This is a genomic window from Isoptericola sp. NPDC056578, assembly GCF_042793275.1.
In the GTDB taxonomy this organism is placed as follows: domain Bacteria; phylum Actinomycetota; class Actinomycetes; order Actinomycetales; family Cellulomonadaceae; genus Isoptericola.
Genome location: NZ_JBHTVC010000080.1, coordinates 1 through 19,698 on the forward strand (window position 1 = coordinate 1; position 19,698 = coordinate 19,698).

Below are 19,698 nucleotides of genomic sequence, written 5' to 3' on the forward strand. Positions count from 1 at the left end.
GGTCGGTGACCGTCACCGTCCCGGAGGACCCGCCGCGGGGGGCGCCGAGGGGCGGGGGGGTGTGGGGCCGGGGGGGGGGCGGGGGGGGGCGGCCAGCGGGGCTGCCCGCCCCGCCGCGGCCCGCGGGGGCCCCCCCCCCCCCCTGGTCGTGCGTCGGCCCCCGTCCTGTCTCCGTTTGCCGATGGTCAGGCACGGCGTCAGGGTGAAGGGCATGGCAGGGGCACCGACGTTGGCCCGCGGGGTCTTCTATCCGGCAGCAGGCATCATCTTGGTGTTCGTGCTGGTCGCGGTGCTCTTCACCGACGCCACGGACGCCGTGCTGAGCACCCTGCAGGGCGAGGTGATCGGCGCGTTCGGCTGGTACTACGTGCTCCTGGTGGCCGCGTTCGTCATCTTCGCGATCTGGATGGGCCTCAGCCGCTTCGGGGACATCGTGCTGGGCCCGGACGACGAGTCGCCGGACTTCAAGCTTCCCGTGTGGTTCTCCATGCTGTTCGCCACGGGGATGGGGATCGGGCTCGTCTACTACGGGGTGTCCGAGCCGCTGTCCCACTTCGTCAGCCCCAAGCCGGGCGTCACCGGCGACGACGCCACGCTCGCGCAGGCGGCGATCTCCCAGACCTACGTGCACTGGGGCTTCCACGCGTGGGCGATCTACGTGGTGGCCGGGCTCGCGCTGGCGTACGCGATCCACCGCAAGGGTCGGCCGGTGTCCATCCGCTGGGCGCTCGAGCCCCTCCTGGGCGACCGCGTGAAGGGCTGGGCGGGCAACGTCATCGACGTCGTGGCGATCATCGGCACGGTGTTCGGGGTCGCCACGTCCCTGGGCCTGGGCGTGCTGCAGGTGGCCCACGGGCTGGGGTACCTCGACGTGGTGGAGCCGAGCACCGCCCTCGAGATCGGCCTGATCGCGGTGATCACGGCGATCGCGGCGATGTCGGTCGCGTCGGGGCTGTCCAAGGGCATCAAGTGGCTGTCGAACGGGAACATGGTCCTCGCGGGCATCGTGCTGGCCGTCGTGCTGGTGCTGGGCCCGACGCTGTTCATCCTGCGCAGCTGGGTGCAGTCGTTCGGGTACTACTTCGCGAACGTCATCCAGATGACCTTCGACACGCTGGCGTTCCGGGGGGACGAGGGGCTGGCCTGGGAGTCGAGCTGGACGATCTTCTACTGGGGCTGGTGGATCTCCTGGGCGCCCTTCGTGGGTGTCTTCATCGCACGCATCTCGCGCGGACGCACCGTGCGCGAGTTCGTCCTCGGCACGCTCGCCGTCCCGATGGCCGTCGCGACGATCTGGTTCAGCGTCTTCGGGGGAGCGGGGCTCCACCAGGAGATGACGGAGCCCGGCAGCATGCTGGACCCCGCGACCGGCGGGGTGAACACCGACACCGCGATGTTCCAGCTCTTCGACACCCTGCCCGGGGCCGGGACGTGGCTCGCCGTCGCGGGCATCGTGCTGGTGGTGATCTTCTTCGTCACGTCGTCCGACTCCGGGTCGTTCGTCGTCGACATGCTCGCCCATGGCGGCAACCCCAACCCCCCGCTGTGGAGCCGCCTGTTCTGGGCGGGGCTGCAGGGGCTCGTCGCGATCGCCCTCCTGCTCGCCGGCGGGCTCCAGGCGCTGCAGACGGCGTCCATCCTCATCGCCCTGCCGTTCTCGCTGGTGCTCATCGGCATGGCGGTGTCGATCGTCAAGGAGCTCAGCGCGGAGCACCGGGAGATCGTGCGTGCCGAGCGGCGCGCCGCCCGTGCGGCCCTGACCGAGCACGTCACGGAACGGGTCGCCACCACGCTCGCGGGACGGTGGGAGAACGTGCTGCCCTCCGCGCCCGGCGCGCTGCGGCTGCGTGCGCCGCGCCGTCGGGACGTCAAGGGCCCGCCCGGCGCCGCGCCCGAGAAGCAGCCGGAGACGGGCGGGGACGAGCAGCCTGGACCGGGCGGGTAAGATAGCGGCGGCCCGATTGACGGGTCGCCTCCCCACCCCAGGAAATGAGACCCGTAGATGTCTGTGCGCTCCGACCTGCGCAACGTGGCGATCGTCGCCCACGTCGACCACGGCAAGACGACCCTCGTGGACGCCATGCTGCGCCAGGCAGGCGCCTTCTCCGCCCACCAGCACGTGGACGACCGCGTCATGGACTCCGGTGACCTGGAGCGCGAGAAGGGCATCACCATCCTCGCGAAGAACACCGCGGTCCGGTACGCCGGTCCGTCGGCGGCCGAGGCGGGCGAGCCCGGTGGCATCACGATCAACGTGATCGACACCCCGGGGCACGCCGACTTCGGCGGCGAGGTCGAGCGCGGCCTGTCGATGGTGGACGGCGTCGTGCTGCTGGTCGACGCGTCCGAGGGCCCGCTGCCCCAGACCCGTTTCGTGCTGCGCAAGGCGCTCGCCGCGAAGCTGCCCGTGATCGTCGTCGTGAACAAGGTCGACCGTCCCGACGCGCGCATCACCGAGGTCGTGGGGGAGACCACGGACCTGCTGCTCGGCCTCGCGAGCGACCTGTCCGACGAGGTCCCCGACCTCGACCTGGACGCCATCCTCGACGTGCCCGTCGTGTACGCGTCGGCCAAGGCCGGCCGCGCGTCGATCGACCAGCCCGCCGACGGCGCGCTGCCGGCGAACGAGGACCTCGAGCCGCTGTTCGGCACGATCCTCGAGAAGATCCCGGCGCCGACCTTCGAAGCGGACATGCCGCTCCAGGCGCACGTGACCAACCTCGACGCGTCGCCGTTCCTCGGCCGCCTCGCGCTGCTGCGCATCTTCAACGGCACCCTGCGCAAGGGCCAGACGGTCGCGTGGGCCCGCCACGACGGCACCCTGTCGAGCGTGCGGATCACCGAGCTGCTCGAGACGAAGGCGCTCGACCGCGTGCCCACCGAGTCCGCCGGCCCCGGCGAGATCGTGGCCGTGGCGGGTATCGCCGACATCATGATCGGCGAGACCCTCACGGACGTCGACGACCCGCGCCCGCTGCCGCTCATCACGGTGGACGACCCGGCGATCTCGATGACCGTCGGCATCAACACCTCGCCCCTGGCCGGCAAGGGCGGCAAGGGCCACAAGGTCACCGCGCGCCAGGTCAAGGACCGCCTCGACTCCGAGCTCATCGGCAACGTGTCGCTCAAGGTGCTCCCCACCGAGCGCCCGGACGCGTGGGAGGTGCAGGGCCGCGGCGAGCTCGCCCTGGCGATCCTCGTCGAGCAGATGCGGCGCGAGGGCTTCGAGCTCACCGTCGGCAAGCCGCAGGTCGTCACGAAGCAGATCGACGGCAAGCGCCACGAGCCGATGGAGCGCATGACCATCGACGTGCCGGAGGAGTACCTCGGCGCCGTCACCCAGCTCCTCGCGCAGCGCAAGGGCCGCATGGAGACGATGAGCAACCACGGCACCGGCTGGGTGCGCATGGAGTTCATGGTCCCGGCGCGCGGCCTCATCGGCTTCCGCACGCAGTTCCTCACGGAGACTCGCGGCACCGGCATCGCCGCGTCGATCTCCGAGGGCTTCGAGCCGTGGCACGGCCCGATCGAGTCGCGCAACACCGGCTCGCTCGTGGCCGACCGGGCCGGCAAGGTGACGCCGTTCGCCATGATCAACCTGCAGGAGCGCGGCTCGTTCTTCGTCGACCCCACGCAGGAGGTCTACGAGGGCATGATCGTCGGCGAGAACTCCCGCAACGAGGACATGGACGTCAACATCACCAAGGAGAAGAAGCTGACGAACATGCGGTCCTCGACCGCCGACAACTTCGAGAACCTCATCCCGCCGCGCCACCTCACGCTCGAGGAGTCCCTCGAGTTCGCGCGCGAGGACGAGTGCGTCGAGGTGACGCCGGAGGTCGTGCGGATCCGCAAGGTCGAGCTCGACGCGACGGCGCGCGCCCGGGCGACGGCGCGGGCCAAGCGCGCCTGACCCTCCTCCGGGTGACCGGTCCCGCCGTGTCCGTCGCGCAGCCCGCCCCCGCCGTACCCGTGCGGGACGGCGGGCTGCTCGCGGTCCACGCGCACCCCGACGACGAGACGCTCGCGACCGGCGCGCTCCTCGCGTCGTGGGCCGCCGCGGGCCGGCCGGTCGCCGTGGTCACCTGCACGCGCGGCGAGCGCGGCGAGGTCATCGACACGCCGGCGCACCGCACGGGGCTGGCGCGCCTCGAGGGTGACGGCCCCGCCCTCGCCGCGCACCGGGAGACGGAGCTGGCCGCGGCCCTGGCCGCGCTCGGCGGCGCGTCGGGCGTCGTCGGGCACACGTTCCTCGACGCCGTCGACCTGTCCGACGCCCGGCCCACCGGGGTGCGTCGGGCGTCCACCGACCGGTTCGAGGACTCCGGCATGGCCTGGGTCGCGCCGGGCGTGGCCGGGCCGGCGGACGACGCGCCCGCGACGGCGTTCGCGCGCGTGCCGCTCGACGACGCCGCCGCGCGGCTGGCGGCGGTCGTGCGCGCCCGCCGCCCCGTCGTCGTCGCGACGTACGAGGAGCAGGGCGGCTACGGGCACCCGGACCACGTGCGCACGCACGCCGTCGCGGTGCGGGCGCTCGCCCTCGCGGCCGACCCGGGCGCCCCCGTGCCCGGCGAGCCGTGGGCCGCCGAGCTGTGGCGCGCGGTGACGCCGTCCGCCGCGCTGCGGGCGGGCCGCCGGGCGCTGGCCGCCGCCCCCGCGGCGCGGGACCTCGCCGCCCGCACCGGGCTGACCTTCCCGGACCCCGACGAGCCCCTGCCCCCGCTCGCGCGCCACGACGCGGAGCTGCGCGACGCCGGGCCGCACGACGTCGCACAGGTCGACGTCGCCGCGGTGCTCGACCGTGTGCTCGCCGCGATGCGCGCCCACGCCACCCAGGTGCAGCACGTCACCCCGGCACCGGCGGCGGAGGACCCCGGCGCCGGCCTGCTCGGCTGGTACGCCCTGAGCAACGACGTCCTCGCCCCGGTGCTGGCGCACGAGCTCTACCTCGTGTCTCCGCATCTGTCTCAGCATCTGTCTCCAGAGGCGTCGCGCGAGGTGCCCCGTGCTCCCGGTCGGACGTCGCGCCGCGCCGGTCGCCGGTAGGCTCGCGCCGATGACCACCCCCGAGCACGCGACGCCCACCTCGCCCCCCGCCCCGGCGGGCGCCGGCCGGTGGTGGCGGTCCGCCGCGCGCGCGGTCCTCGCCCTCGTGCTGGGCGCCGCCGTCGGGGTGCTCGGCACGGTCGCGCACCGCACCCAGTGGCACGACCTGCCCGTCGGCATCGTGCTGGCCCTCGCGATCACGCTGTCCACGGCGGTCCTGTGCCGCGCGTGGGCCGGGTGGGGACCGCTGCTCGCGGCCGGCGCGGGCTGGGTCGTCGCGGTGCAGGTGCTCGCCGTCGCGGGCCCGGGTGGGGACGTGCTGGTGCCGGCGCAGCCCGTCGGTCTGGTGTGGACCTACGGAGGCCTCGCGATGTTCCTCGTGGCGGCCTTCCTGCCCGGGTCGTGGTTCTCCGACCGGCGAGGCTGACGCACGGTCCCCGTGACCGTCTGTGAGCGTCCGGTGCGCGCCGCCCGGCCGGGCGTGACGAACCTGTGCGAACCGGCGTCCGATTTGGCACTTTCACCCGGACTTGCACCGGGCCGGGCTGCGGCGCCCGAGTAGGATCCCCCAGGCGGGTCCGCCCCGCGTCACCTGTCCCCCCGGGGCGTCGCCCCGCACCCCACCCTGACGGAGCATGCATGGGTCACCCGACCGAGCGCGAGCCGGACCCCGCCGGGTCCGCACCCGCCGAGCCTGCGCGCCCCGAGTCCGAGCCTCAGGTCGAGCCTCAGGTCGAGCCCGGGGCTGGTGCGCCCACGGCGCCGGGCAGGTCCGAGCCGGCGCCGGCCCCGGGGCAGCCCGTCGCCGCGCCGGCTGCCGGGCCGACCGCCGAGGCGCCTGCTCCCGAGCCGCCGGACGCCGACGAGCCGGACACCCCGTACCAGCCGCGGGTGCGGCTGTACGAGCATCGGGTCATCGCCACGGTGCCCGCGCCGTCGTCGGGACCGCCCACCCAGGCGCTGCCGGCGGTGGCGGCGTCCGCCCCGCCCGCCCCCCAGGGAGCGCCGTCCGGTGATCCGGCTGCCGCGGCCCTCGGCGGTGTCCCCGCCGGGCCGGCGACGCCGCCGCCGGCGGACCCCGGCTCACCGCTCGACGGCCTGGCCGGAGACGGCGCGCCGAGCCGCGCGCCGAAGGTCGCGCTGTGGGCCGGCGTCGGGCTCGTGGTCCTCGCGGGCCTCTACGCGGGCGCGCAGTGGGCCGTCGCGGGGACGGTGCCGAAGGGCACCAGCGTGGCCGGGGTCGAGATCGGCGGGATGGACGCCGGGCCCGCGGTCGCCGCGCTCGACGACGGCCTCGGCGAGCGTGCCGAGGAGCCGATCGACGTCCGGGCGGGCGAGGCGTCGAGCACGATCGACCCGGCCGCCGCCGGCCTGGCGTTCGACGCGCAGGCGACCGTCGACGGTCTCACGGGCTTCTCCCTCAGCCCCGCGCACCTGTGGGAGCACCTCGTCGGCGGCGACGCCGTACCGCCCGTCGTCGACGTCTCCCGACCCACCCTCACCGAGGCGGTCTCCGGCCTGGAGGAGTCCCTGAAGGTCGAGCCCGTGGACGGCACGGTCGGCTTCAAGGGCGCCAAGGCCACCGCCACGGACGCGGTCGAGGGGTCGAGCGTGCTGGTCGACGACGCCGTGGACGCCGTCGCGGACGCCTGGCTCGTCACGTCGGGCCCGGTCGACCTCCCGACCGAGGTCGTCGAGCCCGCGGTGACGCAGGCGGAGACGGACGCCGCCCTGGAGCAGGCGCAGCAGGTGGTGAGCGGCCCCGTCACGGTCGACGTCGGGGAGCAGTCCGCGGAGCTGGCGCCGAAGGCGCTCGCCGGCGCGACTTCGTTCAAGAACACCGACGGCGAGCTGAAGGCCCGGTTCGACGGCAAGAAGCTGGTCTCCGACGTCGTGGACGACACGGACGACCTGCTCACCGAGCCGGACGACGCGCACTTCGTGTTCTCCGGCGGCAAGCCGGTCGTCGAGGGCGGGGAGCAGGGCACGACGCTCGACCCGGACGACACCGCGTCCGCGGTCGGCAAGGCCGCCCTCTCGGATGACCGGAAGACCCAGCTGAAGCTGGTCGAGCGGGAGCCGGAGCGCACCAAGGAGGCCCTCGAGGACATGGGGGTCAAGGAGGTCGTCTCGTCGTTCTCGACCCCGCTGACGAGCGAGCCCATCCGCACGCGCAACCTCGAGCGCGGTGCCCAGATCATCACCGGCACCCTCGTGGCGCCGGGTGAGACGTTCTCGCTGCTCGACACCCTGTCGCCCATCGACGAGTCGAACGGCTTCGTCGCGGCGGGCGTCGTGAGCAACGGCGTGCACACCGACGCCGTGGGCGGTGGGCTGTCCCAGATGGCCACGACCACGTACAACGCCGGGTTCCTCGCCGGCTACGACGACGCGGGCCACCAGCCGCACAGCTACTGGTTCAGCCGGTACCCGGCCGGGCGCGAGGCGACCATCTACGTGGGCGCCATCGACATGAAGTTCACCAACGACACCCCGTACGGCGCCGTCATGCAGTCGTGGGTCTCGGGCGGCGAGCTGCACGTGCAGATCTGGTCGACCAAGTACTACGAGGTGAAGAAGCAGGCGGGCGACAAGCGCAACGTGGTCCCGGCCACCGCGGTGCACAAGTCGGGCGCGGGCTGCGAGCCCTACCCGGGCGGCAACGACGGGTTCACGATCACGAACTACCGGCAGGTGTTCCACGACGGCAAGCAGGTCAAGGACGAGTCGAAGACCTGGACCTACAAGCCGGACAACCCCGTCGTGTGCGACCAGCCGAAGGCCGACCGCGACGACGACCGCCAGCCCAAGGACGACGGCAAGGACGACGCCGGCGACGACGGGAAGGCCAAGGAGGACTGATGCTCGGACGCTCGGAACGCGAGTCCCCGGCGCACGCCGCACAGGCGGCGCACGACGCGGGCTGGTCGGGGGTCGCCCCCGGGTCGGCGGTGGCCACGGCCGTGCCGGACGAGTCGATCGAGCTGCTGGACCTCGGCACGACGTCGGACACGCTGGCCACGGTGGCCACGATCGACGACCTGGCGGCGGTCGTGCACCTGGGGCACCCGGAGCAACCGTCGCCGGGGCTGGAGGAGGCGCTGCTCGCCGGTGAGCCGTCGCTCATCGTCACGGCGGCCGTCGCCGTGGCGCCGCAGTGGGTGTGGGTGGCCCCGGCAGGCGCGACGGGAGGCCAGGTGGTCATCGACGAGGCGGGGATGCGCGACTGCCAGGACCTGCTGCGCGGCATGGGCGTGAGCCCGCGGCTGGTGCCGACCCGCACGTCGGTGGACGAGCGGGTCGCACTGGCGGGGCCCGCCGGGTCGCTCGTCGTGGAGCGGCCCCGGGTGCCCGCGGGCTGGGTCGAGGTGCCCGGCAGCGAGCGGCTCGCCGGCCGGATGCCGGTCTGGTACGGGCTCCTGGAGGCGCGGGCGCAGTGGCCGCGGTTCGACGTCCCCGCCCAGGTGTGGCTCGCCGTCGGGCCGTCGGACGACCACCGGGGGTCCCTGCAGGACACGCTGGCCGTCCTGTCGGCGGCGGGCGTCGACCTCCAGCACCTGCGCAGCCACCCGTCGGCCCACGGGCCGCACGTCTTCTTCACGTCGTTCCGCTGCGCGAGCGTCGACGTGCTCGACGGGCTCGTCGCCGAGCTCGACGCTCGTGGCGTCGCCCACCGCACGCTGGCCGTGCTGCCGGGCGAGGGCTTCGTGCCCGGCCCCGTGCCGCTGGCGCCGCGGTGGGCCGCGGGCGCCCGGGCCGCGGAGTGAGGAGCGGCGGACGATGATCGCGTACCTCGGGCCGGAGGGCACGTTCACCCACGAGGCGGTCCGGCGCTGGGTCGGTGCACGGGCGGGTGGCGGCGACGCCGCGCAGCAGCCGCTGGCCACCGTCCGGGAGGTGCACGACGCCGTCGCGTCGGGCGCCGCGGACCGGGGGGTGGTGGCGATCGAGAGCTCCGTCGAGGGGTACGTCGTGCCGTCCCTGGACGCGCTGGTGGGCAGCCCCGACGTGGTCGCGGTGGACGAGGTCGTGCTGGACATCTCGTTCGATGCGTTCGTGCGACCCGGGCATGCCGACCCGTCGGGCCTGCGCGAGGCGACGGCGCACCCGCACGGCCTGGCGCAGTGCACGCGGTTCGTCGCGGAGCGGGGCCTGCTGCCCGTGCCGGCGTCGTCGAACGCGGCGGCGTGCCGCGACCTCGCCGACCACCAGGTCGCGTTCGGCCCCCGGCTGTGCGGCGAGCTCTACGGGCTGGAGACCCTCGCGACGGGGGTGGAGGACTTCGCCGGCGCGCGCACGCGGTTCGTCGTGCTGTGCCGCCGGGACGACGCGACGGCCGCCTGGGCGCCGGCCCGCGCGGCGGGGCACGGCGCCGCCCCCGAGGCGTGGCGCACCATGGTCGCCGTGACCCCGGTGGTCACCGGACCGGGCGTGCTGGCGCGCGTCACGGCGGAGTTCGCGGAGCGCGGCGTGAACATGTCGAGCCTGGTGGAGCGGCCGCTGAAGGTCCGCGAGCGCCAGTACGTGTTCGTCGTGACGCTCGACGGCGCCCCCTGGGAACCGCAGGTCCGCGACCTCTTCGCCGCCCTGCTCGGCGCGGGCGACTCGCTCAAGGTGCTCGGCGCGTTCCCCGTGGCGCCCGGCGGACCGGGGCTCGACGGCGTGCTGCCCGACCACGTGCCGACGGGCAGCGTGCTGGGTGCGGACGACGACGCCACGGTCGCGAGGGGCCTGCTGTGGTGACCGGCGAGGGAGCCGGCCGGATCGGGGTCGTCGGCCTCGGTCTGGTCGGCGGGTCGCTCGCGCGGCTGCTCGCCGCGCGCGGCGCGGACGTCGTCGCGACCGACGTCGACGCCGGCACGCGCGCCGACGCGCGCGCCGTCGGGCTGCGCGTCGCCGACGACCTGGCGGCCCTGTGCGCCGCGGACCCGGAGGTCGTCGTGCTCGCCGTCCCGCTGCGCGCCGTGCGCGCCACGGCCGCGGAGCTCGCGCCGCTGCTCGCCGGCGGCGACGCGACCGTGACCGACGTGGGCTCGGTCAAGGGTCCGGTGCGTGCGGCGGTCGTCGCCGCGGGGCTGGGCGACCGGTACGTCGGGGCCCACCCGATGGCCGGCACCGAGCACAGCGGCTTCGGCGCGTCCGACGCCGCCCTGCTCGACGCGGCGCCCTGGGCCGTGACCGTGGCCGAGCCGGGGGCCGCCGCGCCCGACGAGCCCCGGCGCCTCGGGCAGGTGCTGCGCCTGGTGACGGGCCCGCTGGCCGGCACCGCCGCGGTGGTGACCGACGACCGGCACGACGAGGCGGCCGCGCTGGTGAGCCATGTGCCGCACGTGCTGGCCACCCAGCTCCTCAACGCCGTGGCGGGCGCGCCCGTGCGCGACCTCGCGCTGGGCCTCGCCGCCGGCAGCTTCCGCGACGGCACCCGGGTGGCGCTCACCGACCCGACCCGCACGGAGGCGATGGTCACGGAGAACGCCGCGTGGGTGGCGCCCGCGCTGCGCAAGGTGGTGCGCGACCTCGAGGTCGTGATCGGCGCGCTGGAGACCAACGGCGCCCTGCACGAGGTCTTCCACGCCGCCGACGACGTCCGTGAGCTCCGCGCGGGGGGCCGTCCCCGCCCGGCCGGGCCGGAGGAGGGGCTGCCGGTCGGCGACGGGTGGACGGCCGGCGTGGTCGACGCCCTGGTGGCGCGCTGCACGGCGGGTGCCGTCGTCGTGGGGGTCGACGACGGCACGGTCCGGGTGCGCGCGCCGCGCTGAGCGGCGCCGGGCCGTGGTCTCAGGCTTCGGCGGGCCGCCCGCGCCGCGGCCGTCGCGGCGGGACCGGCTTCACGGCCTCGACGTCGGCGGCGGCGACGGCGACCTCCGGCAGGCCGGGGGAGCGGTCGGGCCGCACGCGCAGGCCGGCGGGCCCGGCCGCCGTGAGAATCCCCACGACGTCCGCCCACCGGGCCTCGCTCCCGGCGGCCTCCGCGGGCGTCAGCCGGCGCCGCACGACGACGCGGGTCCCCGCGGGCAGCTCGCGCCACGCGGGCAGCGGCTCGGGGGACGGGACAGCAGGTGGGACGGCTGACGGCGAAGGCACCACGTCAGCGATACTAGAGTTGGCTGCGCGGGCGCTGCGCCCGCGCCCGGTCAGCACCGGAGAAGCACCAACGACGAATCATCGAGACCCGCAGCCCGCCCGCCGGACCGCGCCCTCGTCACCTGGAAGGTAGCCCGCAGTGACCTACGTGATCGCTCAGCCGTGCGTCGACGTCAAGGACAAGGCGTGCATCGAGGAGTGTCCCGTGGACTGCATCTACGAGGGCTCGCGCTCCCTGTACATCCACCCGGACGAGTGCGTGGACTGCGGCGCCTGCGAGCCGGTGTGCCCGGTGGAGGCCATCTACTACGAGGACGACGTCCCCGAGCAGTGGAAGGACTACTACCGGGCCAACGTCGAGTTCTTCGACGACCTCGGCTCTCCGGGCGGCGCCGCGAAGATGGGGCTCATCGAGAAGGACGACCCCATGATCGCCGGCCTGCCGCCCCAGGCCTGATGGGGTTCGCCGACCTCGGCGGACTGCCCTACCCCTGGGACACGCTCGACGACGTGCGGGCGACCGCCCGTGCCCACCCCGGCGGCGTCGTGGATCTGTCGATCGGCACGCCCGTCGACCCGACGCCGCAGGTCGTCCGTGACGCGCTCGCCGCGGCGTCGGACGCCCACGGCTACCCGCTGACGCACGGCACGCCCGCGCTCCGGGAGGCCGTGACGGGCTGGTTCGCGCGCCGCCGCGGCGTGCCGGGGCTCGATCCGTCGGCCGTGCTGCCCACGGTCGGCTCCAAGGAGCTCGTCGGCCTGCTGCCCTCGCTGCTGCACCTGGGCCCGGGCGACGTCGTCGTGCACCCGGCGGTCGCGTACCCGACCTACGACGTCGGGGCGCGGCTGGCGGGAGCGACGCCGCTGGCCACGGACGACGTCGACGCCTGGGCGGGGCGCAGCGACGTGCGCCTGGTGTGGGTGAACTCGCCCGGCAACCCGACCGGCGAGGTCGCCGACGTCGCGCACCTGCGCCGCGTCGTCGAGGCGGCGCGGGAGATCGGCGCCGTCGTCGTGGGCGACGAGTGCTACGCCGAGCTGCCGTGGGCCGACGCCTGGGTCGGCGACGACGGGGTCTCGCGGGTGCCGAGCCTGCTCGACCCCCGCGTGACCGGGGGCAGCCCCGAGGGGCTGCTCGTCGCCTACTCGCTGTCGAAGCAGTCCAACGTGGCCGGGTACCGCGCCGCGTTCGTGGCCGGCGACCCCGCCCTGGTGTCCGGTCTCCTGGCCACCCGCAAGCACCTCGGCATGATCGTGCCCGCACCGGTCCAGGCGGCGATGACCGCCGCGCTCGGCGACGACGCGCACGTCGCGGCCCAGCGCGAGGTCTACCGCCGACGCCGCGACGTTCTGCTCGGCGCGCTCGGGGCGGCGGGCTTCGTCGTGGACGGCTCGGAGGCGGGTCTCTACCTGTGGGCCCGCCCGGCCGAGGGGACGCCGCTCGCAGGTGCCACGTCGCGCGACCTCGCGGCGTGGTTCGCCGGCCGGGGCATCCTGGTCGGGCCGGGGGAGTTCTACGGTGACGCGGGGCGGCGGCACGTCCGCGTCGCGCTCACGGCGCCGGACGGCTCCGTGGCCGAGGCTGTGGCGCGCATCACAGATCTGTGACCCGGTGGATGGCTGCGGCTGGGTGAGGGATTGGAACACCTTGGTGTTGGGGGGTAGGTTCGACCGCAGGCCGAGGTAGCCCTGGAGGATGCCACGGCCGGCGTGCCCCGGGCCGCCCCCGTCCCTGAGTCACGAGTCACGCGCCCACCGGTCCCGTCGTCGGGAGTCGGCAGGCCCGTCACGGAAGGAAGACATGACGTCCACCACGCCTGCCGCAGGCACCACGGGCGACTCCGCCTCGGTCGAGCTCGTCGTCGACGGTACCGCTCGACAGCTGCCCGTCGTCCCTGCCACGGAGGGCAACGACGGCATCGTCGTGTCGTCCCTGCTGAAGGACACCGGGCTCGTCACGGTCGACCCCGGGTTCACGAACACCGCGTCGTGCCAGTCGGAGATCACGTACATCGACGGCGACCAGGGCATCCTGCGCTACCGCGGGTACCCCATCGAGCAGCTCGCCGACTCGTCCACCTTCCTCGAGGTGGCCTACCTGCTGATCCACGGCGCGCTGCCCTCGCCGGCCGAGCTGTCGGCGTTCGAGGAGCGGGTCAACCGGCACACCCTGGTGCCCGAGGGGTTCCGCGCCTTCCTGTCGTCGTTCCCGCGCGGCGGCCACCCGATGTCGATCCTGGCGTCGGCGGTCAACGCGCTCGCGACGTACTACCCCGAGTCGCTGGACCCGCACGACCCGGAGGCGGTCGAGCTCGCCACCGTGCTGATCCTCGCCAAGATCCGTACCATCACCTCGTACCTGCACCGCGCCACGCGCGACGAGCCGCTGATGTACCCGGACTACGCCCGCGGCTACGTCGACGACTTCCTGCGCATGACGTTCTCGCGGCCCTACGAGCAGTGGGAGTCCGACCCGGTGCTCGTGTCCGCCATGGACAAGCTCCTCATCCTGCACGCGGACCACGAGCAGAACTGCTCCACGTCCACCGTGCGCATCGTCGGCTCGTCGAACGCGACGCTGTACGCGTCGGTCGCCGCCGGGATCAACGCGCTGTCCGGCCCGTCGCACGGCGGCGCCAACGAGGCCGTCCTCACGATGCTCGAGAGCATCCGCAGCGGCGACGACTCCGTCGAGACCTTTATGAAGAAGGTCAAGAACAAGGAGGCCGGCGTCCGGCTCATGGGCTTCGGCCACCGCGTCTACAAGAGCTACGACCCGCGCGCCGCGATCGTGAAGAAGCACGCGGACGCCGTGCTCGGCCAGCTCGGCGCCAAGGACGAGCTCCTCGACATCGCCCGGGGGCTCGAGGAGATCGCGCTGTCCGACGACTACTTCGTCCAGCGCAAGCTCTACCCGAACGTCGACTTCTACACCGGGCTGATCTATAAGGCCATGGGCTTCTCCCCGGCCATGTTCACGCCGCTGTTCGCTCTGGGCCGCATGCCCGGCTGGATCGCCCAGTGGCGCGAGATGATGAACGACCCGCAGACCAAGATCGGCCGTCCGCGGCAGGTCTACACCGGTCCCACCGAGCGCGATTACGTGCCGCTCGAGCAGCGCTGAGGCTCCGCCCCAGCACCGCACCACCGCACCGCACCGCCGCCGGCCGTCGGCCCGCGACCAGGACGATCACGACAGGACGATCGTCACCTGGCCGTCGGGCCGGCGGCCGGCGTCGTCGTCCACGACGGACCACTCGCCGTCCTCGCGGGCCCATGCCCGTGCGCCGGCCCGCACCTCCTGCGCCCCGGAGACGGCGGCCGTCGCGACCGCCCAGTGGGCGACGGCCCAGGTGGCGAGCTCGCCGTCGAGCGGAACGGCGGCGGCGTCCACGACGACGGCGTTCACGTCTTCGTCGGACGTGTCGGCCCGCAGCGCGTCGGCGGGCAGCCCGAGGTCGCGCGCCGCCCGCTCGGCGAGCACCTTCCTGGCGGCGGCGCCGGACGGGGCGTCGTCCTCCTCGGTGGGCGGCAGGTCGCACGTGATCGCCCCGGGGGAGTGGCCGGTGAGCGCGGACGCCCAGGCCCGTGACCGGGTCTCGTGCTGCGCGTACGCCTCGGGGAACGCGGAGCGCTGCACCGCCTGGGCGGCGACGGTGACCTCCAGGTCCTCGTAGCCGTCGACCTCGACCAGGCCGTCGTAGAACCTCCCCGTCGAGTAGACCGGGTCCATGATCTCGTCGACGGTGCCCCACCCCTGCGAGGGGCGCTGCTGGAAGAGGCCCACCGAGTCGCGGTCGCCGTAGTCGATGTTGACCAGCCGGGACTCCTGGAGCGCCGTCGCGAGCCCGATCGTGGCCGCCCGGCCGGGCAGCCCGCGCTGCACGGACGTGCCCACGATCAGGGCGGCGTTGTCGGCCTGGACCGGCGTGAGGTACCACGACGTGCCGTCCAGCTCGGCCGCGCACCGCTGCACCGAGGGCGCGTCGACCCGGTTGAGGATCCACACGACGCCGGCGGTCGCGCCGGCGCCGACGACGAGGACCGCGGCGAGGGCCGCCCCGGTCGCCCGTCGCCGGCCCCTCCGCCGGCCCGGCCTCCCGGACACCTCAGTTGGCGTGCAGCGCGGCGTTGAGCTCGATGCCCACGCCGCCCCGCTCCAGGACCTCGACCGCGCCCGTGCGCGAGTTGCGGCGGAACAGGAGGTTGTCGCGGCCGGCGAGGTCGCGGGCCTTGACCACCAGCGGGTCGCCGTCGGCGCCCATCTCGCCGAGCACGGTGACCTTGGTGCCCGCGGTGAGGTAGAGGCCGGCCTCGACGACGCAGTCGTCGCCGAGCGGGATGCCGAGGCCGGCGTTCGCGCCGAGCAGCGACCGCTCGCCCACGCGGATGACCTCCTTGCCGCCGCCGGAGAGGGTGCCCATGATCGACGCGCCGCCGCCGACGTCGGACCCGTCGCCCACGACGACCCCGGCAGAGATGCGGCCCTCGACCATGGAGGCGCCGAGCGTGCCGGCGTTGAAGTTCACGAAGCCCTCGTGCATCACCGTGGTGCCCGCCGCGAGGTGTGCGCCGAGGCGCACGCGGTCGGCGTCGGCGACCCGCACGCCCGCGGGCACGACGTAGTCGACCATGCGGGGGAACTTGTCGATCCCGTACACCGTGACGGCGCGGCCCGTGTCGGCGCGCAGGCGCAGGCGGGTGGCCTCGAAGCCCTCGACGGCGCACGGGCCGTGCGACGTCCACACCACGTTGGTCAGGACGCCGAAGAGGCCGTCCAGGTTGAGGCCGTGGGGCTGGACCAGCCGGTGGGAGAGCAGGTGCAGGCGCAGGTACGCGTCCCGGGTGTCCTGCGGTGCGGCGTCGAGGTCGATCACGGTGCGCACGACGACGACGTCCACGCGCCGCGCGTCGTCCCGCTCGGTGAGGGCGTCGAGCTCGGCCGGGATGTCGACGTCGGTCTCCGGCGGCGCACCCAGCACGGGCGCGGGGTACCAGACGTCGAGGGTCGTGCCGTCGTCGGCGACCGTGGCGAGACCGAGGCCCCAGGCGGGGCGGGAGGTGGCAGGCGTCGTCATGCGGACCAGCGTAGTCGGGGTGTCTGCCACGATGGTGCGCGTGACCACGGACCGCACAGCCCCTTCTCCCGACCCCCACCTGGACCTTCACGTCGCCTCCCGGCTCGACGCGCTGCTGGACACCCTGCTGGACCCGGCGACGGTGGCCTCGTCGGACCTCGTGGACCTGCTGGCCGCGATCTGCGACGTCCCGTCGGTCTCGGGGGACGAGGCCGCGCTCGCGGACGCCGTCGAGCGGGTGCTGCGCGCCCAGCCGCACCTCGACGTGCTGCGCGACGGCGACGCCCTGGTCGCCCGGACCCGCCTGGGCCGTCCGCGGCGCGTGGTGCTCGCCGGACACCTGGACACGGTGCCGCTGACCGACCCGCCGAACCTCCCGACGCGCCTCGAGACGGCGGCGGACGGCACCGTGGAGCTGTGGGGCCGCGGCACCGTGGACATGAAGGGCGGCGTGGCGATCATGCTCGCGCTCGCCGTCGAGCTGGGTCGGCCGGGCCGCGAGCCCGCCCACGACCTCACGTACGTCTTCTACGACCACGAGGAGGTCGAGGCGTCGCTCAGCGGGCTGGGCCGGCTGGTGCGCCACCATCCGGAGGCGCTCGCGGGGGACGTCGCGATCCTGGGCGAGTCGAGCAACAACGGCATCGAGGGCGGCTGCAACGGGACGCTCCGCGTCGAGGTCCGCACCCACGGGGTCGCCGCCCACTCGGCGCGCGCCTGGGCGGGCGTGAACGCGATCCACGCGGCGGCGCCGGTGCTCGACCGCCTGGCAGCCTACGAGGCGCGCGAGGTCGAGGTGGACGGGCTGGTGTACCGCGAGAGCCTGGGCGCCGTCGGCATCCGGGGCGGCATCGCGGGCAACGTGGTGCCGGACGCCTGCACCGTCACGGTGAACTACCGCTTCGCGCCGTCGCAGGGCGTGGCCGAGGCGGAGGCGCACGTGCGCGAGCTCTTCGAGGGCTTCGAGGTGGTCGTCACGGACGCCGCGCCCGGAGCCCGCCCCGGCCTGGACGACCCACTGGTGGCGGACTTCGCCGCGGCGGTGCGGGCCGCGACCGGCACCGCGCCGACGCCGAAGTACGGCTGGACCGACGTCGCGCGGTTCGCCGAGCTCGGCATCCCCGCCGTGAACTTCGGCCCGGGGGACCCGGTCCTGGCGCACAAGGACGACGAGCGCCTTCCCGTGGCCCGGCTCGCGGTGGGTCGTGACGCCCTGCGCGGCTGGCTCCTCGGCGCGCCCGCGGGTGGCGTGGATAGTCTCGAGGCATGACGCGAGCGACGACCTCCCCCACCGGCCACGGACCCGAGCGCGGCGACGACGGGGTGCCCGAGAAGGGCCGGGGCTACCGCAAGGGGCCGGTGCTCCTGCGGGGCAAGGAGATCCCGGCCCAGACCACCGACCAGCGGCTCCTCTCCGGCGGCGGCGACTCCGACTGGGTGCACTCCGACCCCTGGCGCGTGATGCGGATCCAGTCGGAGTTCGTCGAGGGCTTCGGCGCCCTCGCCGAGGTGGGGCCCGCCGTGTCGGTGTTCGGGTCCGCCCGGACGTCCCCCGACCACCCCGACCACGCCCTCGCCGTCGAGGTCGGGCGGCTGCTCGCCGAGGCCGGCTACGCGGTGATGACCGGCGGCGGCCCGGGGATCATGGCGGCGGCCAACGAGGGCGCGCACCACGCGGGCGGCACGTCCATCGGGCTCGGGATCGAGCTGCCCTTCGAGCAGGGCATGAACGAGCACGTGAACCTCGGCGTGAACTTCCGCTACTTCTTCGCCCGCAAGACGATGTTCGTCAAGTACGCCCAGGGCTTCATCGTGCTGCCGGGCGGCTTCGGCACCTTCGACGAGCTGTTCGAGGCCCTCACCCTCGTGCAGACCCACAAGGTGACCGAGTTCCCGATCGTCCTGGTCGGCTCCGACTACTGGGGCGGGCTGCTGGAGTGGTTGCGCACCGCCGTCGCGGACCGCGGCATGATCGGCCGCGCCGACCTCGACCTGCTGCACCTCACCGACTCGCCGTCCGAGGCGGTGCAGTACGTCATCGAGCGGGGGCGTGCCCTGGCGGCCTCGGAGCGCGAGGCGCTGGACGACCTCGTCGAGGACCAGGAGGCGGCGGGCGACGCGGCCGACGCCTCGTGACGGCCGCCGGCCCGTGCCCGTCCGGCGTGCCGGCGGCGGGGACGTCGCTGGTGCTGCGGGGGCGCGAGGTCGGCCGCGGCCCCGACGGGGTGCTGCGGCCCGTGGTGATGGCGATCGTCAACCGCACCACGGACTCCTTCTACGCCCCGGCCCGCCGGCCCGACGACGGCGCCGCGCTCGACGCGGCGCACCAGGCGTGGGCGGACGGCGCGCAGATCCTCGACGTCGGCGGGGTGCGTGCCGGCGTCGGGCCGGAGGTCGACGAGGCGGAGGAGATCGGCCGCGTGGCGCCGTTCGTCGCGCGGCTGCGCGAGGAGCTGCCCGACCTGCTCGTGTCGGTCGACACCTGGCGCTCCGGCGTCGCCCGCGAGGTCGTGGCGGCCGGGGCGGACCTCGTCAACGACACCTGGGCGGGCCACGACCCCGCGCTCGTCGAGGTGGCCGGCGAGGCGGGGGTCGGGGTCGTGTGCTCGCACACGGGCGGGGCGGTGCCGCGCACCGACCCGTACCGGGTCGAGTACCCGCCCGGCACCGGTGCCGGGCGGGGCGCGGACCCGCGCGACGGCGTCCTGGACGACGTCGTCGCGACGCTGCGCGCGGCCGCCGCGCGGGCGGTCGCCTGCGGCGTCCCGCCGCGGTCGGTGCTCGTGGACCCCACGCACGACTTCGGCAAGAACACCTGGCAGTCGCTGCACCTCCTGCGCCGCACCGCCGCGCTCGCGGGGCTCGGGTACCCGCTCCTCATGGCGCTGAGCCGCAAGGACTTCGTCGGGGAGACGCTGGGGCTGGCCCCGGACGAGCGGCTCGAGGGCACCCTCGCCGCCACCGCGCTCGCCGCCTGGGAGGGCGCCACCGTCTTCCGTGCCCACGACGTCGTCGCCACCCGGCGGGTGCTCGACCTGGTCGCGGTCGTCCGCGACGAGGCCCCGCCGCACGCGGCGGCGCGCGGCCTCGGCTGACGCGCCCTGACCTGGCAGGGTCTCGCCGGGTCTCGCCTGTCGACCTCTGACGTCCGGGGTGTGGAAGTCAGGGGTGGGTTCTGACCTAGAATGGTGGGGCGCGCCTCGTCTCGCCCCCGCCGACCGGCGGGCCGCGGGCAGGGGGCAGGCCGAGGAACCGGACAACGGAATGGAGAGCCACAGATGGCTGCGATGAAGCCGCGGACGGGCGACGGGCCGCTGGAGGTCACCAAGGAAGGACGCGGCATCGTCATGCGGGTCCCGCTCGAGGGTGGCGGCCGTCTGGTCGTGGAGCTGAACGCCACCGAGGCGACCGAGCTGGGTGAGGCACTCCAGGCTGTCGTCGCCTGACGGCGGAGGACGACGGACACGCGACGAGCGCGGGGCGGACGCCC

18 protein-coding genes are annotated in these 19,698 nt (G+C 74.7%); 15 read left to right on the top strand and 3 right to left on the bottom strand.

Going from position 1 to position 19,698, the window contains the following annotated elements:
* The first annotated feature begins 211 nt into the window (after positions 1 to 211).
* From ACFQ80_RS20980 to ACFQ80_RS21015, 8 genes are all read left to right on the top strand, one after another.
* Positions 212 to 1,945, top strand: a complete 1,734-nt coding sequence (locus ACFQ80_RS20980; protein ID WP_430565019.1) for a BCCT family transporter — start codon at positions 212 to 214, stop codon at positions 1,943 to 1,945.
* 57 nt (positions 1,946 to 2,002) lie between these two features.
* Complete coding sequence (typA, locus tag ACFQ80_RS20985; protein ID WP_430549656.1) at positions 2,003 to 3,913, top strand: translational GTPase TypA; 1,911 nt, start codon at positions 2,003 to 2,005, stop codon at positions 3,911 to 3,913.
* A gap of 11 nt (positions 3,914 to 3,924) precedes the next feature.
* Entirely contained in the window at positions 3,925 to 5,046 is a 1,122-nt protein-coding gene (locus tag ACFQ80_RS20990; RefSeq protein ID WP_430565020.1) for a PIG-L family deacetylase, read from the top strand.
* 10 nt (positions 5,047 to 5,056) lie between these two features.
* A complete protein-coding gene (locus tag ACFQ80_RS20995; RefSeq protein WP_430549658.1) occupies positions 5,057 to 5,473 on the top strand; it encodes a DUF6113 family protein in 417 nt (138 codons plus the stop codon).
* Positions 5,474 to 5,685: 212 nt separating this feature from the next.
* On the top strand, positions 5,686 to 7,908 hold the full coding sequence (locus tag ACFQ80_RS21000) for a VanW family protein (protein WP_430565021.1): 2,223 nt from the start codon (positions 5,686 to 5,688) through the stop codon (positions 7,906 to 7,908).
* Positions 7,908 to 8,813, top strand: coding sequence for a hypothetical protein (locus ACFQ80_RS21005; protein WP_430549660.1), 906 nt, complete (start codon positions 7,908 to 7,910; stop codon positions 8,811 to 8,813). The genes ACFQ80_RS21000 and ACFQ80_RS21005 overlap by 1 nt, the downstream gene beginning before the upstream one ends.
* Before the next feature lie 13 nt (positions 8,814 to 8,826).
* A complete protein-coding gene (locus ACFQ80_RS21010) occupies positions 8,827 to 9,789 on the top strand; it encodes a prephenate dehydratase (RefSeq protein ID WP_430565022.1) in 963 nt (320 codons plus the stop codon).
* On the top strand, positions 9,786 to 10,805 hold the full coding sequence (locus tag ACFQ80_RS21015) for a prephenate dehydrogenase (protein ID WP_430565023.1): 1,020 nt from the start codon (positions 9,786 to 9,788) through the stop codon (positions 10,803 to 10,805). The genes ACFQ80_RS21010 and ACFQ80_RS21015 overlap by 4 nt, the downstream gene beginning before the upstream one ends.
* 19 nt (positions 10,806 to 10,824) lie before the next feature.
* On the opposite strand, the gene ACFQ80_RS21020 is transcribed toward ACFQ80_RS21015, so the two are convergent.
* The gene (locus tag ACFQ80_RS21020) at positions 10,825 to 11,133 is read right to left on the bottom strand and encodes a hypothetical protein (protein ID WP_430565024.1); all 309 of its coding nucleotides are present in this window, start codon (positions 11,131 to 11,133) and stop codon (positions 10,825 to 10,827) included.
* 136 nt (positions 11,134 to 11,269) lie between these two features.
* Here ACFQ80_RS21020 and fdxA point away from each other — a divergent pair, with 136 nt between their 5' ends.
* The 3 genes from fdxA (at position 11,270) to ACFQ80_RS21035 (ending at position 14,254) form a co-directional block, all read left to right on the top strand.
* The gene (gene fdxA, locus ACFQ80_RS21025; protein ID WP_429762524.1) at positions 11,270 to 11,587 is read left to right on the top strand and encodes a ferredoxin; all 318 of its coding nucleotides are present in this window, start codon (positions 11,270 to 11,272) and stop codon (positions 11,585 to 11,587) included.
* The gene (gene dapC, locus ACFQ80_RS21030; protein ID WP_430565025.1) at positions 11,587 to 12,738 is read left to right on the top strand and encodes a succinyldiaminopimelate transaminase; all 1,152 of its coding nucleotides are present in this window, start codon (positions 11,587 to 11,589) and stop codon (positions 12,736 to 12,738) included. The genes fdxA and dapC overlap by 1 nt, the downstream gene beginning before the upstream one ends.
* A 193-nt stretch (positions 12,739 to 12,931) precedes the next feature.
* Entirely contained in the window at positions 12,932 to 14,254 is a 1,323-nt protein-coding gene (locus ACFQ80_RS21035; protein ID WP_430549665.1) for a citrate synthase, read from the top strand.
* Between the two features lie 66 nt (positions 14,255 to 14,320).
* Here ACFQ80_RS21035 and ACFQ80_RS21040 read toward each other — a convergent pair whose 3' ends face one another.
* Positions 14,321 to 15,238: a hypothetical protein gene (locus ACFQ80_RS21040; RefSeq protein ID WP_430565026.1), complete on the bottom strand. Its 918-nt coding sequence runs from the start codon at positions 15,236 to 15,238 to the stop codon at positions 14,321 to 14,323.
* A gap of 1 nt (position 15,239) precedes the next feature.
* The gene (dapD, locus tag ACFQ80_RS21045; RefSeq protein ID WP_430549667.1) at positions 15,240 to 16,208 is read right to left on the bottom strand and encodes a 2,3,4,5-tetrahydropyridine-2,6-dicarboxylate N-succinyltransferase; all 969 of its coding nucleotides are present in this window, start codon (positions 16,206 to 16,208) and stop codon (positions 15,240 to 15,242) included.
* Positions 16,209 to 16,239: 31 nt separating this feature from the next.
* Here dapD and dapE point away from each other — a divergent pair, with 31 nt between their 5' ends.
* The 4 genes from dapE (at position 16,240) to ACFQ80_RS21065 (ending at position 19,654) form a co-directional block, all read left to right on the top strand.
* Positions 16,240 to 17,478 (top strand): succinyl-diaminopimelate desuccinylase, encoded by a 1,239-nt coding sequence (dapE, locus tag ACFQ80_RS21050; protein WP_430565028.1) that lies wholly within the window; start codon positions 16,240 to 16,242, stop codon positions 17,476 to 17,478.
* Positions 17,475 to 18,344, top strand: a complete 870-nt coding sequence (locus ACFQ80_RS21055; protein WP_430549668.1) for a TIGR00730 family Rossman fold protein — start codon at positions 17,475 to 17,477, stop codon at positions 18,342 to 18,344. Before dapE ends, ACFQ80_RS21055 begins: the two co-directional genes overlap by 4 nt.
* Positions 18,341 to 19,303 carry a dihydropteroate synthase gene (gene folP / locus ACFQ80_RS21060; RefSeq protein ID WP_430565027.1) on the top strand — a complete coding sequence of 321 codons (963 nt, stop codon included), beginning with the start codon at positions 18,341 to 18,343 and terminating at the stop codon, positions 19,301 to 19,303. The genes ACFQ80_RS21055 and folP overlap by 4 nt, the downstream gene beginning before the upstream one ends.
* A gap of 183 nt (positions 19,304 to 19,486) precedes the next feature.
* Positions 19,487 to 19,654 (top strand): DUF3117 domain-containing protein, encoded by a 168-nt coding sequence (locus ACFQ80_RS21065; protein WP_111249454.1) that lies wholly within the window; start codon positions 19,487 to 19,489, stop codon positions 19,652 to 19,654.
* The last annotated feature ends 44 nt before the right edge of the window (positions 19,655 to 19,698 follow it).